The organism is Streptomyces sp. NPDC007162 (assembly GCF_040634175.1).
GTDB lineage: Bacteria > Actinomycetota > Actinomycetes > Streptomycetales > Streptomycetaceae > Streptomyces.
In genome coordinates, this window is sequence record NZ_JBEYFC010000098.1 from 1 (window position 1) to 23,253 (window position 23,253).

The 23,253-nt window shown below is 71.6% G+C and carries 23 protein-coding genes; 16 read left to right on the top strand and 7 right to left on the bottom strand.

Annotated elements, in window-relative coordinates; translation table 11 throughout:
* Both ABZ646_RS14660 and ABZ646_RS14665 read left to right on the top strand, forming a co-directional pair.
* Nucleotides 1-1,886 (top strand): pyruvate dehydrogenase (acetyl-transferring), homodimeric type (locus ABZ646_RS14660; RefSeq protein ID WP_360517819.1); only part of this gene is annotated, 1,886 nt, incomplete at its 5' end.
* 76 nt (nt 1,887-1,962) lie between these two features.
* The gene (locus tag ABZ646_RS14665; protein ID WP_360517821.1) at nt 1,963-2,751 is read left to right on the top strand and encodes a potassium channel family protein; all 789 of its coding nucleotides are present in this window, start codon (nt 1,963-1,965) and stop codon (nt 2,749-2,751) included.
* A gap of 71 nt (nt 2,752-2,822) precedes the next feature.
* Here ABZ646_RS14665 and ABZ646_RS14670 read toward each other — a convergent pair whose 3' ends face one another.
* Nucleotides 2,823-3,113, bottom strand: coding sequence for a small hydrophobic protein (locus ABZ646_RS14670; protein WP_360517824.1), 291 nt, complete (start codon nt 3,111-3,113; stop codon nt 2,823-2,825).
* Between the two features lie 248 nt (nt 3,114-3,361).
* Complete coding sequence (locus tag ABZ646_RS14675) at nt 3,362-4,981, bottom strand: MFS transporter (RefSeq protein WP_360517827.1); 1,620 nt, start codon at nt 4,979-4,981, stop codon at nt 3,362-3,364.
* Nucleotides 4,982-5,047: 66 nt separating this feature from the next.
* Between ABZ646_RS14675 and ABZ646_RS14680 the strand changes: the two genes are divergently transcribed.
* The 3 genes from ABZ646_RS14680 to ABZ646_RS14690 all read left to right on the top strand — a co-directional run bounded on the left by ABZ646_RS14680 (nt 5,048) and on the right by ABZ646_RS14690 (nt 7,913).
* The gene (locus tag ABZ646_RS14680) at nt 5,048-5,674 is read left to right on the top strand and encodes a TetR family transcriptional regulator (RefSeq protein ID WP_360517830.1); all 627 of its coding nucleotides are present in this window, start codon (nt 5,048-5,050) and stop codon (nt 5,672-5,674) included.
* Nucleotides 5,675-5,776: 102 nt separating this feature from the next.
* Nucleotides 5,777-6,994, top strand: coding sequence for an alpha/beta hydrolase (locus ABZ646_RS14685; protein WP_360517833.1), 1,218 nt, complete (start codon nt 5,777-5,779; stop codon nt 6,992-6,994).
* Nucleotides 6,995-7,061: 67 nt separating this feature from the next.
* Complete coding sequence (locus tag ABZ646_RS14690; RefSeq protein ID WP_360517836.1) at nt 7,062-7,913, top strand: DUF4429 domain-containing protein; 852 nt, start codon at nt 7,062-7,064, stop codon at nt 7,911-7,913.
* A 3-nt stretch (nt 7,914-7,916) separates the two neighbouring features.
* Here ABZ646_RS14690 and ABZ646_RS14695 read toward each other — a convergent pair whose 3' ends face one another.
* Nucleotides 7,917-8,384 (bottom strand): MerR family transcriptional regulator, encoded by a 468-nt coding sequence (locus tag ABZ646_RS14695; protein WP_360517839.1) that lies wholly within the window; start codon nt 8,382-8,384, stop codon nt 7,917-7,919.
* 98 nt (nt 8,385-8,482) lie between these two features.
* Between ABZ646_RS14695 and ABZ646_RS14700 the strand changes: the two genes are divergently transcribed.
* Both ABZ646_RS14700 and ABZ646_RS14705 read left to right on the top strand, forming a co-directional pair.
* Entirely contained in the window at nt 8,483-8,953 is a 471-nt protein-coding gene (locus tag ABZ646_RS14700) for a GNAT family N-acetyltransferase (RefSeq protein ID WP_360517842.1), read from the top strand.
* 19 nt (nt 8,954-8,972) lie between these two features.
* A complete protein-coding gene (locus tag ABZ646_RS14705; protein ID WP_360517845.1) occupies nt 8,973-9,797 on the top strand; it encodes a serine hydrolase domain-containing protein in 825 nt (274 codons plus the stop codon).
* Between the two features lie 128 nt (nt 9,798-9,925).
* On the opposite strand, the gene ABZ646_RS14710 is transcribed toward ABZ646_RS14705, so the two are convergent.
* Complete coding sequence (locus tag ABZ646_RS14710; protein WP_360517882.1) at nt 9,926-10,582, bottom strand: pirin family protein; 657 nt, start codon at nt 10,580-10,582, stop codon at nt 9,926-9,928.
* Between the two features lie 73 nt (nt 10,583-10,655).
* Between ABZ646_RS14710 and fasR the strand changes: the two genes are divergently transcribed.
* The 5 genes from fasR to fabF all read left to right on the top strand — a co-directional run bounded on the left by fasR (nt 10,656) and on the right by fabF (nt 15,669).
* Entirely contained in the window at nt 10,656-11,861 is a 1,206-nt protein-coding gene (fasR, locus tag ABZ646_RS14715) for a fatty acid biosynthesis transcriptional regulator FasR (protein ID WP_360517848.1), read from the top strand.
* Between the two features lie 89 nt (nt 11,862-11,950).
* Complete coding sequence (locus tag ABZ646_RS14720; RefSeq protein WP_360517851.1) at nt 11,951-12,865, top strand: ACP S-malonyltransferase; 915 nt, start codon at nt 11,951-11,953, stop codon at nt 12,863-12,865.
* Nucleotides 12,866-12,883: 18 nt separating this feature from the next.
* A complete protein-coding gene (locus ABZ646_RS14725; protein WP_360517854.1) occupies nt 12,884-13,951 on the top strand; it encodes a ketoacyl-ACP synthase III in 1,068 nt (355 codons plus the stop codon).
* Between the two features lie 89 nt (nt 13,952-14,040).
* Complete coding sequence (locus tag ABZ646_RS14730) at nt 14,041-14,289, top strand: acyl carrier protein (RefSeq protein ID WP_046425089.1); 249 nt, start codon at nt 14,041-14,043, stop codon at nt 14,287-14,289.
* Between the two features lie 117 nt (nt 14,290-14,406).
* Entirely contained in the window at nt 14,407-15,669 is a 1,263-nt protein-coding gene (fabF, locus tag ABZ646_RS14735; RefSeq protein ID WP_360517858.1) for a beta-ketoacyl-ACP synthase II, read from the top strand.
* 103 nt (nt 15,670-15,772) lie between these two features.
* On the opposite strand, the gene ABZ646_RS14740 is transcribed toward fabF, so the two are convergent.
* Nucleotides 15,773-16,267 (bottom strand): DUF3145 domain-containing protein, encoded by a 495-nt coding sequence (locus ABZ646_RS14740; protein ID WP_360517861.1) that lies wholly within the window; start codon nt 16,265-16,267, stop codon nt 15,773-15,775.
* Between the two features lie 251 nt (nt 16,268-16,518).
* Here ABZ646_RS14740 and ABZ646_RS14745 point away from each other — a divergent pair, with 251 nt between their 5' ends.
* From ABZ646_RS14745 to ABZ646_RS14755, 3 genes are all read left to right on the top strand, one after another.
* Nucleotides 16,519-17,418, top strand: coding sequence for an SGNH/GDSL hydrolase family protein (locus tag ABZ646_RS14745; RefSeq protein ID WP_360517864.1), 900 nt, complete (start codon nt 16,519-16,521; stop codon nt 17,416-17,418).
* A gap of 22 nt (nt 17,419-17,440) precedes the next feature.
* The gene (locus ABZ646_RS14750; protein WP_360517867.1) at nt 17,441-18,415 is read left to right on the top strand and encodes an aldose epimerase family protein; all 975 of its coding nucleotides are present in this window, start codon (nt 17,441-17,443) and stop codon (nt 18,413-18,415) included.
* Between the two features lie 244 nt (nt 18,416-18,659).
* Entirely contained in the window at nt 18,660-19,895 is a 1,236-nt protein-coding gene (locus tag ABZ646_RS14755) for a pyroglutamyl peptidase (protein WP_360517870.1), read from the top strand.
* Here ABZ646_RS14755 and ABZ646_RS14760 read toward each other — a convergent pair.
* Nucleotides 19,885-20,673 carry an EI24 domain-containing protein gene (locus ABZ646_RS14760; RefSeq protein WP_360517873.1) on the bottom strand — a complete coding sequence of 263 codons (789 nt, stop codon included), beginning with the start codon at nt 20,671-20,673 and terminating at the stop codon, nt 19,885-19,887. The genes ABZ646_RS14755 and ABZ646_RS14760 overlap by 11 nt on opposite strands.
* A gap of 129 nt (nt 20,674-20,802) precedes the next feature.
* On the opposite strand from ABZ646_RS14760, the gene ABZ646_RS14765 reads away from it, so the two are divergent.
* On the top strand, nt 20,803-21,960 hold the full coding sequence (locus tag ABZ646_RS14765) for a serine hydrolase domain-containing protein (RefSeq protein WP_360517876.1): 1,158 nt from the start codon (nt 20,803-20,805) through the stop codon (nt 21,958-21,960).
* A 43-nt stretch (nt 21,961-22,003) separates the two neighbouring features.
* On the opposite strand, the gene ABZ646_RS14770 is transcribed toward ABZ646_RS14765, so the two are convergent.
* The coding region (locus ABZ646_RS14770) for an NPCBM/NEW2 domain-containing protein (RefSeq protein WP_360517879.1) at nt 22,004-23,253 on the bottom strand (1,250 nt) is incomplete at its 5' end.

Genomic DNA, 23,253 nt, shown 5'->3' on the forward strand with positions numbered 1-23,253 from the left:
GGCATGATCCAGGCCTGGAGTCGGTCTTCCGGGGCGCCGGCTGGAACGTGATCAAGCTCGTCTGGGACCGCACCTGGGACCCGCTGCTCGCCCAGGACCGCGACGGCGTCCTGGTCAACAAGATGAACACGACCCCCGACGGCCAGTTCCAGACGTACGCCACCGAGTCCGGCTCGTACATCCGCGAGCACTTCTTCGGCGACGACCAGCGGCTGCGCGCGATGGTCGCCAACATGACCGACGACCAGATCCTGCACCTGGGCCGCGGCGGTCACGACCACCGCAAGATCTACGCGGCGTTCAAGGCGGCCACCGAGCACAAGGGCCAGCCCACGGTCATCCTGGCCAAGACGATCAAGGGCTGGACGCTGGGCCCGAACTTCGAGGGCCGCAACGCCACGCACCAGATGAAGAAGCTGACGGTCGCCGACCTCAAGGGCTTCCGGGACCGGCTGCACCTGCCGATCTCCGACAAGGAGCTGGAGTCCGGCCTGCCGCCGTACTACCACCCGGGCCGGAACTCGGAAGAGATCCAGTACATGCACGACCGGCGCAAGGGCCTCGGCGGCTACGTCCCGACCCGCGTCGTACGCTCCGAGCCGCTCGCGCTGCCGGACGACAAGGCGTACGCGACCGTGAAGAAGGGCACCGGTCAGCAGTCCATCGCGACCACCATGGCCTTCGTGCGGCTGCTCAAGGACCTCATGCGGGACAAGGAGCTCGGCCGCCGCTTCGTCCTCATCGCGCCGGACGAGTACCGCACCTTCGGCATGGACTCCTTCTTCCCGAGTGCGAAGATCTACAACCCGCTCGGCCAGCAGTACGAGGCCGTCGACCGCGATCTGCTGCTCGCCTACAAGGAGTCCCCGACCGGCCAGATGCTGCACGACGGCATCTCGGAGGCGGGCTGTACGGCGTCCCTGATCGCGGCGGGCTCGGCGTACGCCACGCACGGCCAGCCGCTCATCCCGGTGTACGTCTTCTACTCGATGTTCGGTTTCCAGCGCACCGGCGACCAGTTCTGGCAGATGGCCGACCAGCTGTCGCGCGGTTTCGTCCTGGGCGCGACCGCCGGCCGTACGACCCTGACCGGTGAGGGCCTCCAGCACGCGGACGGCCACTCCCAGCTGCTGGCCTCCACGAACCCGGCCTGCGTGGCCTACGACCCGGCGTACGGGTACGAGATCGCGCACATCGTCCAGGACGGCCTGCGCCGCATGTACGGCGCCGACGCCGAGCACCCGCACGGCGAGGACGTCTTCTACTACCTGACCGTCTACAACGAGCCGATCCAGCACCCGGCCGAGCCGGCCGACGTGGACGTCGAGGGCATCCTCAAGGGCGTGCACCGGATCAGCGCGGGCACGGCGGGCGCGGTACCGGCGCAGATCATGGCGTCGGGCGTGGCGGTCCCGTGGGCGGTCGAGGCGCAGCAGATCCTCGCCGCCGACTGGAACGTGAAGGCCGACGTCTGGTCCGCCACCTCCTGGAACGAGCTGCGGCGCGAGGCCGTGGCCTGCGAGCAGCACAACCTGCTGCACCCGGAGGAGGAGCAGCGGACGCCGTGGGTGACGCAGAAACTGAGCGGCGCCGAAGGGCCGTTCGTGGCCGTGTCCGACTGGATGCGATCGGTTCCGGACCAGATCGCGCGATGGGTGCCGGGCACGTTCCAGTCGCTGGGCGCCGACGGGTTCGGCTTCGCCGACACGCGGGGCGCGGCGCGCCGGTTCTTCCACATCGACGCCCAGTCGATCGTGGTCGCGGTGCTGACCGAACTGGCCCGTGAGGGCAGGCTCGACCGCTCGGTGCTCAAGCAGGCCATCGACCGCTACCAGCTGCTGGACGTGACGGCGGCGCACCCGGGCGCGGCGGGCGGCGACGCGTAGGCCGTACCGGGCAGCAGGACGCAGGGCGGCGGGACTCCGGTCTCCGCCGCCCTTGCGATTTCTTTACTATGCGCACATGAAGGAACAGTCCGCGCAGGCCCGTTGGGAGCAGCTCACGCAACGGCCCCTGCTGGCCCTCGCGGTCGCCTTCGCGGTCGCTTACGCGCTGCCGATCGTGGACAGTTCCGCGGGTCGCGTGCTGACGTCCGCGTGCACGGCGGCGGAGTGGGTGGTGTGGGGGTCCTTCGCCACCGACTATCTCGTACGGCTGACGCTGACGCCCCGCCGCCGGGAGTTCGTGCGGACGCACTGGATAGACCTGTGCGCGGTGGTGCTGCCCCTGCTCCAGCCGCTGCGGCTGCTGCGGCTCGTCGCGACGCTGACGCTGGTGGGGCGGCGGGCCCGGATGGCCGAGCAGATCCGGCTGACGACGTACGTCGTCGGCGCGGTCATCGGCCTGCTCATGTTCGGGTCGCTGGCCGTGCTGTCGGTGGAGCGCGACTCGCCCGACGGGAACATCCGGACGCTGGGTGACGCGCTGTGGTGGTCGTTCACGACGATGACGACGGTGGGGTACGGGGACCACGCGCCGACGACCGGGCTGGGCCGGATGATCGCGGTGGGCCTGATGCTGTCCGGGATCGCCCTGCTCGGTGTGGTGACGGCGAACATCGCCACGTGGTTCATCGCGCGCTTCGAGAAGGACGACGACGAGGAACGGCGGCAGACGGAGGCGATCAGCGCGCTGACCGAGGAGGTACGGGCGCTGCGGGCCGAGGTGGTTGCCCTGCGGGACGGGGCGCGAGCTGAGGTGGTGCGCTCACCGGCGCCGACGGGGTGCCGCTGCGCCCACCCGTGCCCGTAAGGGGCGCTGGGGGTACCCCCGGCCGAAGGCTGGGGGAGGAACTGCGCGAGCGGCCCCCACCGGGCCGCGCGCTAGAGCGATACCCCGCCCAGCCACAGCAGGGCCAGCAGCGTGTCGATCGCACCCAGCACCACGGCGACCAGCGCCGGTATCGAGCTCTTCGGGTTCCACGCCCGGCCCATGGAGAGCCAGCCGCACACCAGTGCGGCCGGGCCCAGGATGATCCCCAACGTGAAGAAGCCGGCGACGGCGCAGATCGTGCCGATGATGCCCAGCGTCCCCCGGTCCAGCCCGTCCCGTGTGCCTGTGCGGCCACGTGAACGGGGGTACCCGCGTGTTCGTTGGCCGAAGCTCGCCATCATCAACTCCTCTGTCCTCATGGACTGTTCGGGTGTGATGACCGGGTACCCCTGTTCCGCGTCCGCAGACCTGCCCGCGCGCTGCCCCCCTCCAGCAGCGCGCCGCGGCCCGGGCGTCCTCCCATGCCCTGCGGAGGACTTGACCCACTGTGACCTGCGGCGCGCACCGAACGCGAGGGATCTTGAGCGGAGTCACCCTGATAGGTGAACCACGCCTGAATCGTGGTCAGATGGGGAGGTCGGGCACGGCGTCAGAGGTGTCCCACACCCGCGCCGCCGTCCGCGTTCTCGCCCCGCTTCGTGAACAGCGCGACGAGGATCGCGACCGCCGCCACCCCCGCCGCGACGAGCGAGGCGAGGCTCATCCCGGAGATGAACGTGTCGTGGGCGACACCGGTGATCTTCGCGGCGACGGCCTCGGGCGTGCCCTTGGCGATCGGCGCGACCCCGACCTGGACCGCCTCGGAGGCCTGGGCCAGCTGCGCCGAGGTCAGCTTCGGCAGCCCCGCGCCGGTCCAGTTGCCCGGCAGGTCGTTGTCGACCTTGGAGGCCATCACGGCGCCGAGGACGGCCGTACCGAGACTGCCGCCGATCTGCATCGCGGCCTGCTGGAGACCGCCGGCCACTCCGGAGAGCTCCATCGGGGCGTTGCCGACGATGACCTCGGTGGCGCCGACCATGACCGGCGCGAGGCCGAGGCCGAGCAGGGCGAACCAGACGGCCATGATCCCGCTGCCGGTGTCCGCCTTCAGCGTGGACATGCCGTACATGGCGATCGCGGTGGCCGCCATGCCGCCGGCCAGCGGGATCCGCGGGCCGAGCTTGGTGATCGCGGCGCCCGCCAGCGGGGAGCCGACGATCATCATGCCGGTGAGCGGGAGGAGGTGCAGACCGGCGTCGACCGGGTCCATCCCGTGCACGTTCTGCAGGTAGAAGGTCACGAAGAACAGGCCGCCCATGAAGGCGATGGCCATGAGGACCATCAGGACCACACCGGCCGACAACGGCACGGAGCGGAACAGGCCGAGCGGGATCAGCGGTTCCCTGACCTTCGTCTCCCAGAAGGAGAAGAGGGCGAAGCCCAGCACCGACACGGCGAGGAACGCCCACGTCTTCCCGTCGCCCCAGCCCCAGGTCGGCGCCTTGATGAGGGCCCAGACCAGGCAGAACATCGCACCGGAGAGCAGGCCGATGCCGAGCACGTCGAAGGAGCGCGGGGCGTTCTCCGCGCGGTGGTCGAGCAGCATCACCACACCGAGGACCAGGGCGACCAGTCCGACCGGAACGTTGATGAAGAACACCGACTGCCAGCTGACGTGCTGCACCAGCACACCGCCGAGGATCGGGCCGCCCGCGGTGGAGGCGCCGATGACCATGCCCCAGATGCCGATCGCCATGTTGAGCTTCTCGGCCGGGAAGGTGGCCCGCAGCAGGCCGAGCGCGGCCGGCATCAGCAGCGCACCGAACAGGCCCTGGAAGACGCGGAAGGTGACGACCAGGCCGATGCTGTCGGACAGCCCGATGGCGCCGGAGGCGGCGGCGAAGCCGACGACACCGATCAGGAAGGTCTGCCGGTGGCCGAAGCGGTCGCCGAGCTTGCCCGCGGTGATCAGGGAGACGGCGAGGGCGAGGAAGTAGCCGTTGGTGATCCACTGCACCTGGGCGAAGGTGGCGCCGAGGTCCTTCTGGATCGCCGGGTTGGCGATGGCCACGATGGTGCCGTCGAGGGCCACCATCATGACCCCGACGGCGACGGTTATCAGGGTGAACCAGGGATGGCCGCGCAGGCCGGAGGCCGATGGTTGTTGCGACGGGGCTGCCGACGCCTTGTCCCCCGACCCCGTCGCGTCGAGCGTGGTCTGACTAGTCATGCTTTCGAGGCTAGTGACAGCCACTGACAGTTGACAAACAAATTCACTAGTCAGTAACTGTCAGGCATGGAAACGCTGCGCGAACGCAAGAAACAGCGCACCCGGGACGCCCTGCTGCGGTCCGCGCTCGAACTGTTCGCGACCCAGGGCTACGAGCAGACCACCGTCGACGAGATCGCCGAGTCCGTCGACGTCTCGCAGCGCACCTTCTTCCGCTACTTCGCCAGCAAGGAGGACGTGGCCTTCTTCCTGCCGCGGCTCACCGAGGCGCACTACGTGGAGGCGGTGCGCCGCCGCCCGCCCGAGGAGACGCCGCTGGAGACGCTGCGCCGGTCCGTCATGGACAGCTGGGAGACCATCGAGGAGGCCGTCGAGCGGTACGTCCCGGTCGAGCTCCTCATGCGCACGTACAAGATGATCGAGGCCACCCCTATCCTGTTCGCAGCCCATCTGCGGCGCCAGGCGGAGACCGAGGAGGAGATCGCGCGGATCATCGCCGAACGGGAGGGCGTCGATCCGGACTCCGACCCCCGCCCCCGGCTGGTGGTCGCCGTCTTCGGCGCGGTCATCAGGGTGACCGAGCGGCACTGGTCGGTCGGCGACGACTTCAGCGTCACGGGGATCCGCGAACTCACCGCGGCCTACCTCGATCAGGTCGGGCCGGCACTCACCGGCGACTGGCGCCGGGCCTGAGGAGTGCCACACCGGCCCAAGATCGGCCCGGTCTTTGTCGAAACGTGATAACTGTCACTCGGTTACCGCGAGACCCCTTCGTTCTCCTAGTGTGTCCTCCCAGTGACTTCCTTCGACACCTCCCCGCCACTCAACGTCTGGCGCGCGCTGCTCGCCCTCGCCGTGGTGTTCGTGATGCTCGCGACCACCGGCTGGACCGCACTGCGCACCCACCGCGAGACCACCGCCCTGCAGGCCTCCCTGGGCAGCTGGGAGCACGGCAGCGTCCACGGTCTGCGGTTGCCGGACCCGGAGGCGTCGCCCGCGCGGCTCACCCGTTTCTTCGCGTCGCTCACCGCGCAGGAGCGCGACCGGCTCGTCCACCGCTACCCGCTGGCCGTCGGCAACATGAACGGCGCCCCGGTCGAACTGCGGTACCGCGCCAACGACATCGCGCTCGACCAGCAGCGCGTCGTCGAGAAGGAACGCATGCACGACCCACGGCTCAGCGCGGCGGGGCAGCAGGACGCGGGCCGCCGCATGCACCGCTACGAGGCGCTGCTCACGAAGGGCCGGCAGATCCTCGCCTTCGACCCGGACGGCGACGGCCGCGTCGCCGAGGTGTTCGGCGACCTCACCAGGGCCGAGCGGATCTCGGTGGTCGTGCCCGGCGTCGACACCGACCTGCTCACCTTCCAGCGGACGAACCGCCAGTACACCGCCCCGGTCGGCATGGCCAAGGCGCTGTACCGGGCGGAGCGCACGGCGAGCCCCTCGACCCGTACGGCGGTGATCGCCTGGGCCGACTACACCGCCCCCGACGGGCTCGGCGTGGGCGCGGCGACCGGCACGGCCGCCGAGCTGGGTGCCGTACGTCTCAACGCGCTGCTGCGCGCCCTGCCCGGCGAGGCACCGGTCTCGATGTTCTGCCACAGCTACGGCTCGGTGCTCTGCGGGGTGGCCGCGCACGGCATGCCGGGCCGGGTGGCCGACATAGCGGTGGCCGCGAGCCCCGGCATGCGGGTCGAGAACGCCTCGCACCTGGGCACCTCGGCCCGGGTGTGGGCGATGCGGGACGCCACCGACTGGATCCAGGACGTCCCCTATCTGGAGCTCGGCGGACTAGGCCACGGCGCCGACCCGGTCTCCGCCTCCTTCGGGGCCAGGGTGCTGTCGGCGCACGACGCCCAGGGACACGCCGGGTACTTCGAGCCCGGCACGGACAGCCTGCGCAACCTCGCGGACATCGGGGTCGGCGCATACGGCGCGGTCACCTGCGCCCACGACGATGACGGGTGCCGGGCGGGTCTGCCCGACACGTTGATGGCCGAACGCGCGTAGAAACAGCAGGAAGTGCGGTGCGCGCGGGGATGGGACTGAGAAGCACGTGCCGCATACGATGAGCCGCATGGGTGACGTACTGGCCGGATTTCATGCCGCCTGGGAGTTCGAGTCCGACTCCGTGCGCATCCGTTACGAACGCGGGATCCGCACCCCCAAGCTGTTCCAGACCCTGGGCGAACGGCTGGTGCCGCTGACCGCGCTGGAGGCCGTGACCGTCACTCCGGGCAAGCGCGGCACGGTCGTCCTGCGCGCCCGACCGCGTCCCGGCGCGGATCCGCTGCTGGAGGCGGCGGCCGGTCAGCTCAAGGACGGCAGCGACCCGTACCGGCTGGTGCTCCCGGCCGAGCGGGCGACCCTCGCCGAGTACTACGCCGACGAACTGCGCCCGCTGCTCACCGAGTCGGGCCCCGCGGACAAGTTCCTGGTGGCCGCGCCGGAGGCGCCCCGGCAGTTCAAGGCGTACGACGGGAAGGCGAGCTTCGACGGCGACGCCGTGCACTTCCGGTGGTCGTGGACGGGAGCGTCGACGGCGAAGTGGAAGGCCGGCGACCAGCGCTTCGCGGTCGCCGACCTGGGCGGTGTGGAGTGGCGGTCGCCGGAGGTCTTCGAGGGGCACCTACGACTGCTGCGGCGCGACCTCGCGGGGGCGGCGCCGACGGTCCCGGCGGACCAGGACCCGGCGACCGTCGTGTTCGGGCTGGGGTACGGGCCGGTGCACGAGTCGCTGCCGTTCGCCGCGGCGGTGCTGGAGGCGGTACGGGCCAGGGGCACGGCCGCGGTGCCGGCACCGGCGGGGCGCCGTGACCCCGCCGACATCGCCGAGCGGATTCGCCATCTGGGGGAGCTGCACCAGGCGGGGCTGGTCACCGATGAGGAGTTCTCCGCGAAGAAGGCGGAGTTGCTGGCCGAGCTGTGAGCCCTACGCGCCGCCGGTCTCGTAGAAGCTGATCTTCCGGTCCAGGACCGAGAGGGTGTCGTGCAGCTCGGCGATCCGCGACAGGACGTCCCTCCTCGTCTGCTCCAGCAGCTCGCGGCGCTCGGGGTAGGTCGTCTCGCCCTCCCTCACCAGCTCCGCGTAGCGCACCATGTCCGCCACCGGCATTCCGGTCAGGCGGAGCTTGGTCACGAAGTCCAGCCAGTCCAGGTCGCGGTTGGTGTAGCGGCGCTGGCCGGTGTGGGAGCGGTCGATGTGGGACATCAGGCCGATCCGCTCGTACCAGCGCAGGGTGTGGGCGGTCAGGCCGGTGAAGGCGACGACCTCGCTGATCGTGTAGCGGTCCTGGCCCGCGGGGCGCGGGTGCCGCCGGGGTGGGGCGGAACAGATGTCGGCGGGCTCGCGGTCGGACTGCTCGGTGGGGGCCGCGGTCGTGGTCTGCATCACCGTCATGACCACCACGCTATGACCTTGGAGTGCACTCCAAGCAAGCGGATCCGGTAAGAAATACGGACGACGCGACCGCGCGGACATGGCTAGCGTTCGCGTCCATGAGTCTCGTACGCCGCGCCACGCCCGCGGACGCGCCCGAAGTGCTGCGACTGCGCCAGGTCATGATCGACGCGCTTCCCGGCGGGGACGCCTCCACCGGCTGGCACGCCCTGGCGCTGCCGGGGCTCGCGGAGCGGCTGGACGAGGCGGACGGCGACTTCGCCGCGTTCGTCGTGGACCATCCCGACCGGCCGGGGGCGCTGGCGGCGCTGGTCGTGGGGACGATCGACTACCGGATCGGCAAGGCGGGCAGTCCGCACGGCCGCTCCGGGTACGTCTTCAGCGTGGCCACCGACCCGGACGCCCGTCGACGCGGGTACGCGCGCGCGTGCATGGAGGAACTGCTGGCCTGGTTCCGGGAGCGGGACGCGGGGCAGGTCATGCTGACCGCGTCCGCGGCGGCCGAGCCCCTCTACGCCGCGCTCGGCTTCGCGCGCAAGCCGGACCCCACGATGATGCTGACGCTCTGAGCCGCTTAGGCTCGACGGCATGTCCTTGCAGAGCCTCGCGCTGATCGAGAACTGGCCCGTCCCCACCGCGGCGGCGGGTGTCGTGCGCGCCGACGGGACGGTCCACGGCACCCACGGGCCGGCCGGTCACCGCTTCCCCCTGGCCTCCGTCACCAAGCCGCTCGCCGCGTACGCGGTGCTCGTCGCGTACGAGGAGGGGGCGGTCGAGCTGGACGAGCCGGCGGGGCCCGAGGGGGCGACGGTACGGCATCTGCTCGCGCACACCTCGGGGCTGGCCTTCGACGAGCACCGGGTGACGGCGCCGCCCGGCGAGCGGCGGCTGTACTCCAACGCCGGGTTCGAGGTGCTCGGGGACCATGTCGCAAAGGCGACGGAGATGCCGTTCACCGAGTACGCCCGGCAGGCGGTGCTGGAGCCGCTGGGCATGACGTCGACGTCGCTGGAGGGCTCCCCGGCGAAGGACGGCGTGTCCTCGCTCTCCGACCTGCTCCGCTTCGCGGCGGAGCTCCAGGCACCGCGGCTGCTGGACCCGCGCACGGTGGCGGAGGCGACGCTGACCGTGCAGTTCCCGGGGACGAAGGGCGTGCTGCCGGGGTACGGGCACCAGAACCCGAACGACTGGGGACTGGGCTTCGAGATCCGCGACTCCAAGTCCCCGCACTGGACGGGTTCTTCGTCCTCGCCCCGCACCTTCGGCCACTTCGGCCAGGCGGGCACGTTCCTGTGGGTGGACCCGGACGCGGGACTGGCGTCCGTCGCCCTGACGGACCGGCCGTTCGGCCCCTGGGCGATCGAGGCATGGCCGGTGTTCACGGACGCGGTACTGGCGGAGCTGCGCGGCTGAGGAACCCGGGGCCGGGACCGGGGGTTGCCGAACGCGCCAGTCCGTCCAGCACCGCTCTTGGCCGGAACACCCGGTGAGACAACCGGGTGGTTCCGGCCCGGCAGCCAGGAGCGCCCGCGGCCGCCCCCTCATCCCGCCGCCATCTCCCACAGCAGCAACTCCGCGTCCGTGATCCCCGACGCCTCCAAGTCCTTCGCGTCCGTGATGCGGACCGAATCCCCCGGCCCCAGATCCTCGCCCCCCAGCCGCACTTCCCCCCGCACCACGTGCACGTACACATACGCCCCGGCCGGCACCGCCGTCCGCTCCCCCGGTGCCAGGCGGCGGACGTGCAGCATCGCCGCGGCCTCCGGGACGGCGTACGGCGTCGAGTCCGCGATGCCCCGGACGATCTCGTACGACGGGTCACCGCCCGCCCGCACCGGCGCCAGCCACGTCTGCACGAATGTCAGGGGCCCGGCCCCGTCGTTGCGCTCCACGTGCCGCACGCCCCCGGCGGAGCCGAGGCGCTGCACGTCTCCGTGGCGGACCACCGTCTCGTTGCCCTCGGAGTCGCGGTGGGTCAGCTCGCCCTCGACCACCCACGTCACGATCTCGGTGTGGCTGTGCGGATGCTCGTCGAAACCGGCCCCCGGTGCCAGCCGCTCCTCGTTGCAGGCGATGACCGCCGCGAAGCGCAGGTTGCCGGGGTCGTAGTGCGGGCCGAAGGAGAAGGCGTGGCGGGACTCGATCCCGGCCGCCGGGTCCCCGCCCCGGTAGCGCTGCGCCGCGCGCCTGACGTCCATCACGGGACCACCGTAGACCGCAGTCGGCACCCGGCGGCGCAGGTGCCCGCCCGGATGAGGCAGTCTTGTCCCCGTGCCCGAACCCGTAACACGCAAGTCCGACCCCTCGGCTCATGACGTCCACCCGCACTCCGCGACCCTGAAGCGGCTGGAGAAGTCGTCCGGCAGCCTCGCCGCCCAGGCCATCGCGCGCATGGACGAGACCCTGCCGTGGTACCGGGCGATGCCACCGGAGAACCGCTCCTGGATCGGGCTGGTCGCCCAGGCGGGTATCGCCGCCTTCACCGAGTGGTTCCGGCGCCCCGACGCCCCGCAGGCGATCTCGACGGACGTGTTCGGGACCGCACCGCGTGAGCTGACCCGGGCGATCACGCTGCGGCAGACCGTGGAGATGGTGCGCACCACCATCGAGGTCATGGAGAGCGCGATCGACGAGGTGGCCGCCCCGGGCGACGAGAGGGTGCTGCGCGAGGCGCTGCTCGTGTACGCGCGGGAGATCGCCTTCGCCACCGCCCAGGTGTACGCCCAGGCCGCCGAGGCACGGGGTGCCTGGGACGCGCGTCTCGAGTCGCTGGTGGTGAACGCCGTACTGAGCGGCGAGGCGGACGAGGGCGCGGTGAGCCGGGCCGCCGCGCTCGGCTGGAACTCGCCGGACCACGTGTGCGTCGTGCTCGGCACCGCGCCCGACGGGGACAGCGAGCTGACCGTCGAGGCCATCCGGCGGGCCTCCCGGCACGCCAAGCTCCAGGTGCTGACCGGGGTGCTCGGGGACCGGCTCGTCGTCATCGCCGGCGGCAGCGACAACCCGCTGGCCGTAGCGAAGTCGCTGATCGGGCCGTTCGCCGCCGGGCCGGTCGTCGCGGGGCCCGTCGTACCGGATCTGCTGGCCGCCACGCGGTCCGCGCAGGCCGCCGCCGCAGGACTCAAGGCGTGTTCTGCCTGGCAGGACGCGCCACGGCCGGTGCTGGCGGACGATCTGCTGCCGGAGCGCGCCATCGCGGGCGATCCGAGCGCGCGCGAGCAGCTGGTGGAGGAGATCTACAGACCACTGGAGGAAGCGGGCTCGGCGCTGCTGGAAACGCTGAGTGTCTATCTGGAACAGGCGAGCAGCCTGGAGGGCGCCGCCCGGATGCTCTTCGTCCACCCGAACACCGTGCGCTACCGGCTCCGACGTGTGACAGACGTCACCGGATGGTCGCCGTCCGATGTAAGATCCGCCTTCACGCTGCGGATCGCGCTGATCCTGGGGCGTCTGGTCGATGGAGATCTCCAGGCATAGCTTTTTGTCGGGGGTCCACAAAACCCCCTCGTGTTCTTCGTCCCTGTCCCCACGGGCGGCCGTGGCCGTCCACAAGAGAGAGTGTGAGAGTGCTCGTACTCGTCGCTCCCGGCCAGGGCGCCCAGACGCCCGGCTTCCTGACCCCCTGGCTCGACCTTCCCGGTGTCGAGGACCGTCTGCGTGCCTGGTCGGACGCCATCGGTCTCGATCTCGTGCACTACGGCACGCACGCCGACGCCGACGAGATCCGGGACACCGCGATCGCCCAGCCGCTGCTGGTCGCGGCCGGACTGGTGTCCACCGCGGCACTCGGTGCCGTCACCCCGGGCGCGGTCGCCGGGCACAGCGTCGGTGAGTTCACCGCCGCCGCGGTCGCCGGCGTCCTGACCGACGACGACGCGCTCGCTCTCGTCCGCAGGCGGGGTCTGGCCATGGCCGAGGCCGCCGCGATCACCGAGACCGGCATGTCGGCGCTGCTCGGCGGTGACCCGGACGTCTCCGTCGCGCACCTGGAGAGGCTCGGTCTGACCCCGGCGAACATCAACGGCGCCGGTCAGATCGTCGCCGCGGGCACCCTGGAGCAGCTCGCCGCGCTCGCCGAGGACAAGCCCGAGGGCGTCCGCAAGGTCGTCGCCCTCAAGGTCGCCGGTGCCTTCCACACGCACCACATGAGCCCCGCCGTCGACGCGCTGGCCGAGGCCGCCAAGGAACTCTCGCCGGCCGACCCGAAGATCACCTACGTCTCCAACAAGGACGGCCGGACCGTCGCCGCCGGCGGCGAGATCGTGGACCGCCTGGTCGGCCAGGTCGCCAACCCGGTCCGCTGGGACCTGTGCATGGAGACCTTCAAGGAGCTCGGCGTCACCGCCCTCCTGGAGGTGTGCCCCGGCGGCACCCTGACCGGCCTGGCGAAGCGTGCCCTGCCCGGCGTGAAGACGCTGGCCCTGAAGACCCCCGACGACCTCGACGCGGCCCGCGAGCTCATCGCCGACCACAGCGCCTGAATTTAGGAGCCCACAGCGATGTCGAAGATCAAGCCCAGCAAGGGTGCCCCGTACGCGCGCATCCTCGGCGTCGGCGGCTACCGCCCGACCCGTGTGGTGCCGAACGAGGTGATCCTCGAGACGATCGACTCGTCCGACGAGTGGATCCGCTCGCGCTCCGGCATCGAGACCCGGCACTGGGCGGGGCCCGAGGAGACGGTCGCCGCGATGTCGATCGAGGCCGCCGGCAAGGCGATCGCGGACGCGGGCATCTCCGCCGAGCAGGTCGGTGCCGTGGTCGTCTCGACCGTCTCGCACTTCAGCCAGACCCCGGCCGTCGCCACCGAGATCGCCGACAAGCTGGGCACCGACAAGGCCGCCGCCTTCGACATCTCGGCCGGCTGCGCGGGCTTCGGCTACGGCCTGACCCTCGCCAAGGGCATGATCGTGGAGGGTTCCGCCGAGTACGTCCTGGTGATCGGCGTGGAGCGGCTCAGCGACCTCACCGACCTGGAGGACCGGGCCACCGCGTTCCTGTTCGGTGACGGCGCGGGCGCGGTCGTGGTCGGCCCCTCGAAGGAGCCGGCGATCGGTCCGACCGTGTGGGGGTCGGAGGGCGACAAGTCCGAGACCATCAAGCAGACCGTGCCCTGGGACCTCTTCCTCCCTCACCCTCGGCTTCGCTCGGGCGGGGGGACCCCCACCGGTGACCGGTCCGGGCTGCCGGTCGACAGCCAGGGCAACATCAAGTTTCCTGCGATCACGCAGGAGGGCCAGGCGGTGTTCCGCTGGGCCGTGTTCGAGATGGCGAAGGTCGCACAGCAGGCGCTGGACGCGGCCGGGATCAGCGCGGACGACCTGGACGTCTTCATCCCGCACCAGGCCAATGTGCGGATCATCGACTCGATGGTGAAGACTCTCAAGCTGCCGGAGCACGTCACGGTCGCCCGTGACGTCCGCACCACCGGCAACACCTCGGCCGCCTCGATCCCGCTCGCGATGGAGCGGCTCCTGGCGACCGGCGAGGCGAAGAGCGGCGACACCGCGCTCGTCATCGGGTTCGGGGCGGGTCTCGTCTACGCCGCCACTGTCGTTACCCTCCCCTAGGCACTCCGTGCCGGATCATGCATCCGGTGCGGTCCGCCGACTGCAACACCGCAGCAACCGTCTGGAACATCTAAGAAGGAGCGCCTGACATGGCCGCCACTCAGGAAGAGATCGTCGAAGGTCTCGCCGAGATCGTGAACGAGATCGCCGGCATCCCGGTTGAGGACGTCCAGCTGGACAAGTCCTTCACCGACGACCTGGACGTCGACTCGCTGTCCATGGTCGAGGTCGTCGTCGCCGCCGAAGAGCGCTTCGACGTCAAGATCCCGGACGAGGACGTCAAGAACCTCAAGACCGTCGGCGACGCGACCGACTACATCCTCAAGCACCAGGCCTGAGCACCCCGCCAGGGACTCAGGCGCCTGACCTGAGTCCCGTCGGGGTCCCCGGCCGCTAGGCCCCGCCACCCGGCGGTGGCGCCGTCGAATCCCGTATCCGTTGGAGAAAGAATTCCCGTGAGCCCGACCAATCGCACCGTGGTCGTCACCGGTATCGGCGCAACCACACCGCTGGGTGGCGACGCAGCTTCGTTCTGGGAGGCCCTGGTCGCCGGCAAGTCCGGTGTCAGCCTCCTGGAGCAGGACTGGGCGGCCGAGCTGCCCGTCCGTATCGCGGCACAGATCGCCGTCGAACCGAGCGAGATCCTGCCGCGCCCGCAGGCCCGCAAGCTGGACCGGTCCGCGCAGTTCGCGCTGATCGCCGCCCAGCAGGCCTGGAAGGACGCCGGTTTCACCGCCAGGGCCGGTGAGGACCAGTCCGCCAACCCCGACCGGGTCGGCGCGGTCATCGCCTCCGGCATCGGTGGTGTGACCACCCTGCTGGACCAGTACGACGTGCTCAAGGAGAAGGGCGTACGCCGGGTCTCCCCGCACACCGTGCCGATGCTGATGCCCAACTCGCCGGCCGCGAACGTCGGTATCGAGCTGGGTGCGCGGGCCGGTGTGCACACCCCCGTGTCGGCCTGCGCCTCCGGCGCCGAGGCCATCGGGTACGCCATCGAGATGATCCGCACCGGGCGTGCGGACGTGGTGGTGGCCGGTGGTACCGAGGCCGCCATCCACCCGCTGCCCATCGTCGCCTTCGGCAACATGATGGCGATGTCCAAGAACAACGACGACCCCGAGGGCGCGTCGCGCCCCTACGACTCCGGCCGGGACGGCTTCGTGCTCGGTGAGGGCGCGGGCGTGATCGTCCTGGAGTCCGAGGAGCACGCGAAGGCGCGCGGGGCGCGGATCTACGTCGAGGCGGTCGGCCAGGGCATCTCGGCCGACGCGCACCACATCACGCAGCCGGAGCCGTCCGGCAACGGGATCGCGCAGGCGCTGCAGAACCTGCTCGACAACACGGATCTGAAGCCGGCCGAGATCGTGCACGTCAACGCGCACGCGACGTCGACGCCGCAGGGTGACGTCGCCGAGGTCAAGGCGCTGCGCAAGGTGTTCGGCGACGACGTCGACCACATGGCGATCTCCGCGACGAAGTCGATGACCGGGCACCTGCTGGGTGGTGCCGGGGGCATCGAGACCGTGGCGTCGATCCTGGCGCTGGTGAACCGGACGGCTCCGCCGACCATCAACCTCGACGAGCTCGACCCCGAGGTCAACGCGGACGTGGTGCGAGGTGAGGCGCGGGAGCTGCCCGCGGGGCGGATCGCCGTGCTGAACGACTCGTTCGGGTTCGGTGGGCACAACGTGGTGCTGGCGTTCCGGACCGTGTGAGAAACGCTCCGCTTAAGGCTTGTGGCCCGGCTCCCTGAGTGGAGTTCGGGCCACAGTTGCGTTTCGTCGTCGGCCACGACGGCGCCGCAGACGGATACGGCGGTCACACCACCTGGTGGAGCCACCTCACAGGCGCCCCCTCGCCCGCGTAGCGGAAGGGCTCCAGTTCGTCGTCCCAGGGCTTGCCCAGCAGCTTGGCGATCTCGGCCTCCAGGTCCGTCTCGCCGCGCTGGGAGCGGGTCAGGGCGGCCCTGAGGCGGTCCTCCGGGATGAGGATGTCGCCGTGGATGCCGGTGACCGCGTGGAAGATGCCGAGGTCGGGGGTGCAGCTGTAGCGCTCGCCCTCGGCCTTCGCGCAGGGTTCCGCGGTGACCTCGAAGCGCAGCAGGTGCCAGCCGCGCAGCGCGGACGCCAGTTTGGAGGCCGTGCCGACCTCGCCCTGCCAGGAGAACTCGGAGCGCCAGGTTCCGGGGGCCGCGGGCTGCCGGATCCAGTCGAGGTTGACGCGCGTGCCGAGCACCCCGGCGACGGCCCACTCGACGTGCGGGCACAGCGCGCGCGGCGCGGAGTGCACGTACAGAACTCCACGTGTCGTCACCGGAACCTCCGGGCAGAGCGGGACATCTTGCTGGCTGGCTGGCGGCAGTGGCACGACGGCCGCTTGATGGCGAGGCTACCGTGCGGCGGGGCAAGGAGTGTGACGTACCGTCGGTCCCACAGCCAGGAAACCCCCACCATTCACCCATGGGGACGCTTGTACGGGGGTGGTCCGTTGCAGGGCGCGGGCGGGAACTCCCGTGCGTTGTTATGAAGGGGGACGAACCAGGCGACGGAGAGGACCAGCGGGGTATGCGCAAGCAGCGGCGTCGGCGTTCGCGTGCTCTGGTGGGGATCGTCGCCGCCGGTACCGCGCTGGGGGTGGCCGGGTGTGATGTCGTGGGCGGTTCCTCCGGCTCGCCGGACGGCGGGCGGACGCGTGGCTCGCGGGCCGTGCAGGTGTGGGACCCCAGCCCGGCGTCGATCGCGGCCGTCGGGGACTCCATCACGCGTGGCTTCGACGCGTGCACGGTGCTCTCGGACTGCCCGGAGGTGTCCTGGGCGACCGGCACCAGCGACCAGGTGGACAGTCTGGCGGTCCGGCTGCTGGGGCGGGCCAGGGCCGCCGACCGGAGCTGGAACTACGCGCAGACCGGCGCCCGGATGGCCGACCTGCCCGGACAGCTGGCCGACGCGGTGGTGCGCCGGCCGGAGTTGGTGACGGTGATGGTGGGGTCGAACGACGCCTGCCGTTCGTCGGTGCGGGCGATGACGTCGGTGGCGAACTTCCGCAGCCAGTTCGAGGAGGCGCTGGGCACGCTGCGCAAGGCGCTGCCCAGGACGCAGGTGTACGTGGCGAGCGTGCCGAACCTGAAGCGGCTGTGGTCCGAGGGGCGGACCAATCCGCTGGGCAAGCAGATCTGGAAGCTGGGCATCTGCCCTTCGATGCTGGGCGACGCGGACGACCTGACCAGCGCGGCGACCCTGCGCAGGGACCGGGTGCAGCAGCGGGTCGAGGACTACAACAAGGTGCTGGCCGAGGTCTGCGCCAAGGACCGGCGGTGCCGGTTCGACGGGGGTGCGGTGTACCAGTACCGCTTCGGGACGGAGCAGTTGAGTCACTGGGACTGGTTCCATCCGAGCACCGACGGCCAGTCGAAGCTCGCCGCGATCGCCTACCGGACCGTCACCGCGAAGGACCCGGTGGACTAGACCCCTGGCTTAGAGTTTCCCCATGAGCGAACTTTTCGGCACACTTTCGGACGGCACCGAGGTCCACCGCTGGACGCTGGAGCGCGCCGGTACGCGGGTGCGGGTCCTGTCGTACGGCGGGATCGTGCAGTCGGTCGAGGTCCCGGACCGGGACGGGCGGACGGCGGACGTGGTGCTGGGGTTCGCCGGTCTCGACGGGTACGTGGAGAATCCCGGCCCGTACCTGGGCGCCCTGGTGGGCCGGTACGCCAACCGGATCGCGCACGCCCGTTTCCCGCTGGACGGCGTGACCTACGCCCTGGAGCCGAACAACGCCCCCAACTCGCTGCACGGCGGCAGCGGCGGCTTCGACAAGCGGGTGTGGGACGCGGCGGCCGTCGAGCACGGGGTTCGGCTGACCCGGGTGAGCCCGCACGGCGAGGAGGGCTTCCCGGGGCGGCTGGCGGTGTCCGTGACGTACGCGCTGGACGCCGCGGGCGCGCTGCACATCTCCTACGAGGCGGTCACCGACGCGCCGACCGTCGTGAACCTCACCAACCACAGCTACTTCAACCTCGCGGGCTCCGGGAACGCGACCGGCCAGGAACTGCGGATCGCCGCCTCGCACTACACACCCGTCGACGGCGACCTGATCCCGACCGGGGTCCTGGCGGACGTCTCGGGCTCCCGTTTCGACTTCCGGACGGCCCGCAAGGTGGGCTCCGGCTACGACCACAACCTCGTCCTCGACAAGGGCGTCACGGACTCCCCGGTGGAGGTCGCCGAACTGCACGACGCGGGATCCGGCCGCACCCTCACCGTGGCGACCACCGAACCGGGCGTCCAGTTGTACACGGCCGAGCACCTGACGGCCCCGTTCGCCCCCGGTGACGGCGTGGCCCTGGAGACGCAGCACTTCCCGGACTCCCCGAACCACCCGGAGTTCCCGAGCACTCGTCTGGACCCGGGCGCGGTGTACCGCTCGGAGACGGTGTACGGCTTCGGGGTACGGGACTGACACGTCCCGGGGCACCCCGCACGCAAGCCCCGGTCCAGGGGTCAGGTCCCGGACCGGGGCTGCTCAGGGGGGACTTGTCCCGGATCACACCTTAGCCGCGGCTGTGAGACGACGGCCGGTGATCGAGCGCCCGCCGACGATCCCGTACGAACCCTTCACAAACCGGCCGGCACCACGGCCACGGGTGCGCGATACTGCGCCCCGAACGGCACCACGCACCCCACTGCGACGGAAGGCCAACCCCTTGCATTCGCTGCGCGTTCGGACAGGTGTGCTCGGAATCGCCCTGCTGGCCGGGGCGCTTGCCCCCACTGCGGCGCGGGCGGCGACCGCGCCCTCCCCCACCGTGGAGGAGCGGCGGCTGGACCAGGCCGTGCCGCAGGAGATCCTCCGGCGGTCCGGGTTCGACGGCGTGGCACCGCGGTTCGCGCGGGCGCTGGGCGGCGCGCACTCCTACGCCGAGGCCCGGCGGATCGTCGTACGGGAGGGGTCGGCGCTGTGGCGGCGGGCCGTGGACCGGGCGCAGGGGCGGGGGCCGCTCGGCGGTGATCTCAGCCGGGACGACGACCGGCCGCTGTACTGGGCGCGGTTGGGGATGACCCGGGACGTGCGAACCCTGGAGCCCGGGTTCGGGCTGAGCGAGCGGCAGCGGGCCGCGCTGCTGGACGTGCTGGAGCGGAGCTCGCGCGGGCAGACGGACATCCGGTATCCCGGCCGGCACCTGCGGCGGATCCTGGTCACCGGGTTCGACCCGTTCACGCTCGACCGGGACATCCGGATCTCCAATCCGTCCGGGGCGAGCGCGCTGGCGCTGGACGGGACGGTCGTGCGGACCTCGCACGGCCCGGCGCGGGTCGAGACGGCCGTGTTCCCGGTGCGGTGGGACGACTTCGCGGCGGGGACCGTCGAGCGGACGCTGCGCTCCTACCTGCCGAAGGTGGACCTGTTCACGACCGTGAGCCAGGGGCGCGTCGGCCGGTTCGACGTGGAGCGCACGAACGGGGCCTGGCGGGGCGGGTTCCCGGACAACGACGACGTGAGCCGGACCGGGACCGTCCCGGTCGCCGACCCGGCCTCGCAGCCGCAGTGGACGACCACGACCCTGCCGTACGCGGCGATCGCGGCGGCCGGCACGGGGCGTTTCCCGGTGTACGACCACACGGAGGTGACCGAGATACCGGCCGGGGGCGCGGAGGCCGTCGTACGGGCGGACGGGCCGACCGCCGGGTCGACCGCGCGGGCCGGGGGCGGCGGGGACTACCTGTCCAACGAGATCGCCTACCGCGCCACGCTGCTGCGGGACCGGCTCGGGCTGCACGGCCGGCTGCCGGGCGGGCACGTGCACACGCCGGTGCTGGAGTTCGGCGCCGGGAACACCACCGAGGTGACCGACCCGCAGTTCGTACGGAACCGGGTGGACATCATCGACCAGGTACGGGCGATCGTGACCGTGGCCGCGGACGCGGGGCTCAGGGGCTGACGGGTTCGCCGTCGCGCTCGTCCTGCCGCGTCGTCTCCTCGCCCAGCAGGTCACGGGCGAGGAGGGTGGCGCCCGCGACCGCACCGGGCATCAGGAACACCGCGACGAACGGGACCAGGAAGGCGAGGCCCAGTGGGGTGCCGAAGCCCCACACCAGGGTCTTGCGGGAGCGCAGCAGGGCGAGCCGGGCGCGCAGGTCGACGCCCCGGCGCTGGAGGGCGACGGCGGTGAGTTCCTCGGTGAGGAAGAAGCCGGTCACGAAGAAGCCGACGACGGGTACGACGGTCTGGCCGACGACGGGGAGGAAGCCGAGGGCGAACAGGAGCAGGCCCCACAGCCCGGCGCGGAGCAGGATGCGCAGGCTGTCGCGGGCCGAGATCCACAGTTCGCGCCAGAACGGCAGCCCGGACCCGGGCGCGGTGCCGTCGGGCGAGACGTCCGCGTCGACCTTCTCGGAGAGGTTCTCGTAGAACGGCTGGCCGACCAGCAGCGTCACGGCGGTGAAGGTGAGGACGGCGCCGAGGAGGCCGAGGGCGAACAGCACGGCGGTGAGGAAGCCACGGAAGAGGCCGAGCCAGGGGCTGGACCAGTCGTCGGCGAACGGGGTGGACCAGGCGACGAGATCCGCTCCCCATATCGCCAGCGCGACCAGCGCGGCCGCGTACAGGACGAGCGTTATCAGGCCGGGCAGCAGTCCGAAGCCGTACTGCCTGCCGTGCCGGCCCACCCATCGCTGGCCCTTGAGGAGATATCCGAAGCCCACCCCGAGATCGCGCATGGCGAAAACTTTACCGGGGTGCGCGAACGGCCCTCAGGGGGCCGCGTCGCCGCTGTTGAGTCGAACGGGTACGTCCCGCCGTACCGACCTGAGGAACCACACAGGTGGCGGCTCGGTTGAGGAGAGCGGATGACTCAGGAGATCACCGTCCAGGGCACGGTCGCGGAGGGCTTCGAGGCGGTACGCGAGGAGTTCGCCGCGTTCGTCGCCGAGGGACCGGCCGACTACGAGGGACAGCTGTGCGCGTACGTACAGGGCCGGCGGGTCGTGGATCTGTGGGCCGGCGAGGGTGCCGACGGCGACTCCCTGTACGGGGTGTTCTCGTCCACGAAGGGTGCCGCGCACCTCGTGGTGGCGATGCTGGTGCAGGACGGCACGCTGGAGCTCGACCGCAAGGTCACCTACTACTGGCCGGAGTTCGGCGCGGAGGGCAAGGGTGCGCTGACGCTGCGGGAACTGGTCGCGCACCGGGCCGGTCTGATCGGCACCGACACCGGGTTCAGCGCGCAGGAACTCGCGGACGACCGGGCGATGGCCGAACGCCTCGCCGACCAGCGGCCCTTCTGGCGCCCCGGCACCGCCTTCGGCTACCACGCCCTCGTCATCGGGGCGCTCACCGGCGAGGTGGTACGGCGCGCGACGGGCCGTACCCTCCAGGACGTGTACGAGGAGCGGGTCCGGGCGCCGTACGGGCTCGACTTCTTCCTGGGGCTGCCGGCCGCGCACGAGCCGCGCTTTCGCACCACCCAGCCGATGCGTCCCACGTCCGCGGAGCAGGCCCTGCTCGACTCGGTCCCGTCCGGCCCGCACACGCTCGCCGCGATCGCCTTCAACGAACACGCGGCCGAGCCGACCGACCTGGGGTCCCTGCCCAACGACCCGCGGGTGCGCGCGAAGGGCCCGGCGTCGTTCGGCGGGGTGGCGTCGGCGCGCGGCCTGGCCGGGATGTACGCGGCGCTGCTCAGCGAGATCGACGGCGAGGCCCCGCTCCTGAAGGAGGACACGGTGGCGGAGTTCGGCCAGTTCCACTCCGTGGGCTACGACCTGGTGGCCCGCACCCACAAGTCGTACGGCCTCGGTTTCCAGGCGACGGCCGACAGCTGGCACCCCTTCCTCGGCGCGGGCACCGTCGGCCACAGCGGGGCGGCGGGCTCCCAGGCGTTCGCGGACCCGCGGAGCGGGATCGCCTACGGCTACACGAGGCGGCGGTTCGCGTTCCCGGGCGGCGCGGCCCCGGAGAACGACCGGCTGGCCCTGGCCGTGCACAGGGCGGCGTCGGCCCGGTGAACGGGCAGGCCGCGCCCGCTCGGGGCGCGGCCTGCCCGCGGGCCTACCCCGCGCAGGTGAGCCGGGCCCCGCCCCAGTCGGCGTGGTCGTGGGCGTTGCCGTCCCCGCCGTCCCCGACGACGAGATGCAGCTCCTGGACGCCGGTCACGTCGACGTCCAGCGCCGCCCCCGCCGACTCCCCGCTCAGCACCGGCGTCGTCACCAGCGTGCGGCCGTCCCCGACCAGGGAGAAGACGACCGAGCCGTAGGGCGCGACCTCGTCGTCGACGCCGACCGTGGCGGTGAACCGGCTGCAGTTCCCACCGAGGTAGAGGCCCACGTCACCGGCGGCGTGCGCCCCGATCCCCTTGGCGAACGCGACGCCCCGGATGCTCAGCGGCCGTCCGTCCCCCGCCGCCTGCTCGCCGTTGGACATGTCCCGTTCGACCGGCCCCCACCCGTTGTCGGCGGAGACGAAGGACAGCTCGCTCGCGTACGGGTTCCCGGTGGGCGCCGGGATCGGCACCCGGGTGCTCGCGCCGCCGTACGTCCAGTGCCGTACGCCGTCCCGGTGGTACGTGGCGAGCGGTGTGAAGGTGTTGGTCACCGGGGTGTCCGTGGCCGTCGGCGCGGTGACGGTCCAGGTGGCCGTGACCGAGTGTCCCGGGGCGACCCGGGCGAAGGTCACGGGGGTGGTCGGGGTGGCCCGCCAGTTCGCCGGGGTGCCGGGGGTCAGCGTGAGGTCGGTCGCCGCACCGGTGGCCGCCCCGGTGCCGGTCCGCGGGACGGTGAACGTCGTCGTCAGGGTCGCGGACGCGCCCCGCTGGACCGTCGCGGGCAGGCCGGCCGTGAGCGTGGCCGGGGCCGCGGCGGGCCGGCGTACGGGGGTGATGCTCAGGTTGTCGAACTCGTCGGTCTGGTAGCCGGCCACGCCGAGGCCGACCTGTCCGGCCGGGTACGCGGAGTCGTCCACCGCGCCGACCCGCCGGCCGTCGACGCTCGCGGTGATGGTGGTGCCGCTGAAGCCGAGGGCGAGGGTGTGCCAGCGGCGGGTGCCCAGGGCGCGGGCGGTGCCCTCGGCGAGGGTGGTCAGCCGGCCGGCCGTGTCGCTCCTGACGACGGACCAGGCACCGGTGTCGGCGACCCGCAGGAAGTAACCCGCCTGGTGGGACTGGGGACGCTGCTGCTCGCCCGCCCGGCCGATGAGTTCGACGGTACCGGGCTGCTCCACCCGCTGATCCCTCATCCTCGGGAGGACCCCATGACCAGCACCGCGCTGCCCACCACGGACGACCTGCGTGCCCGCGCCCTGAC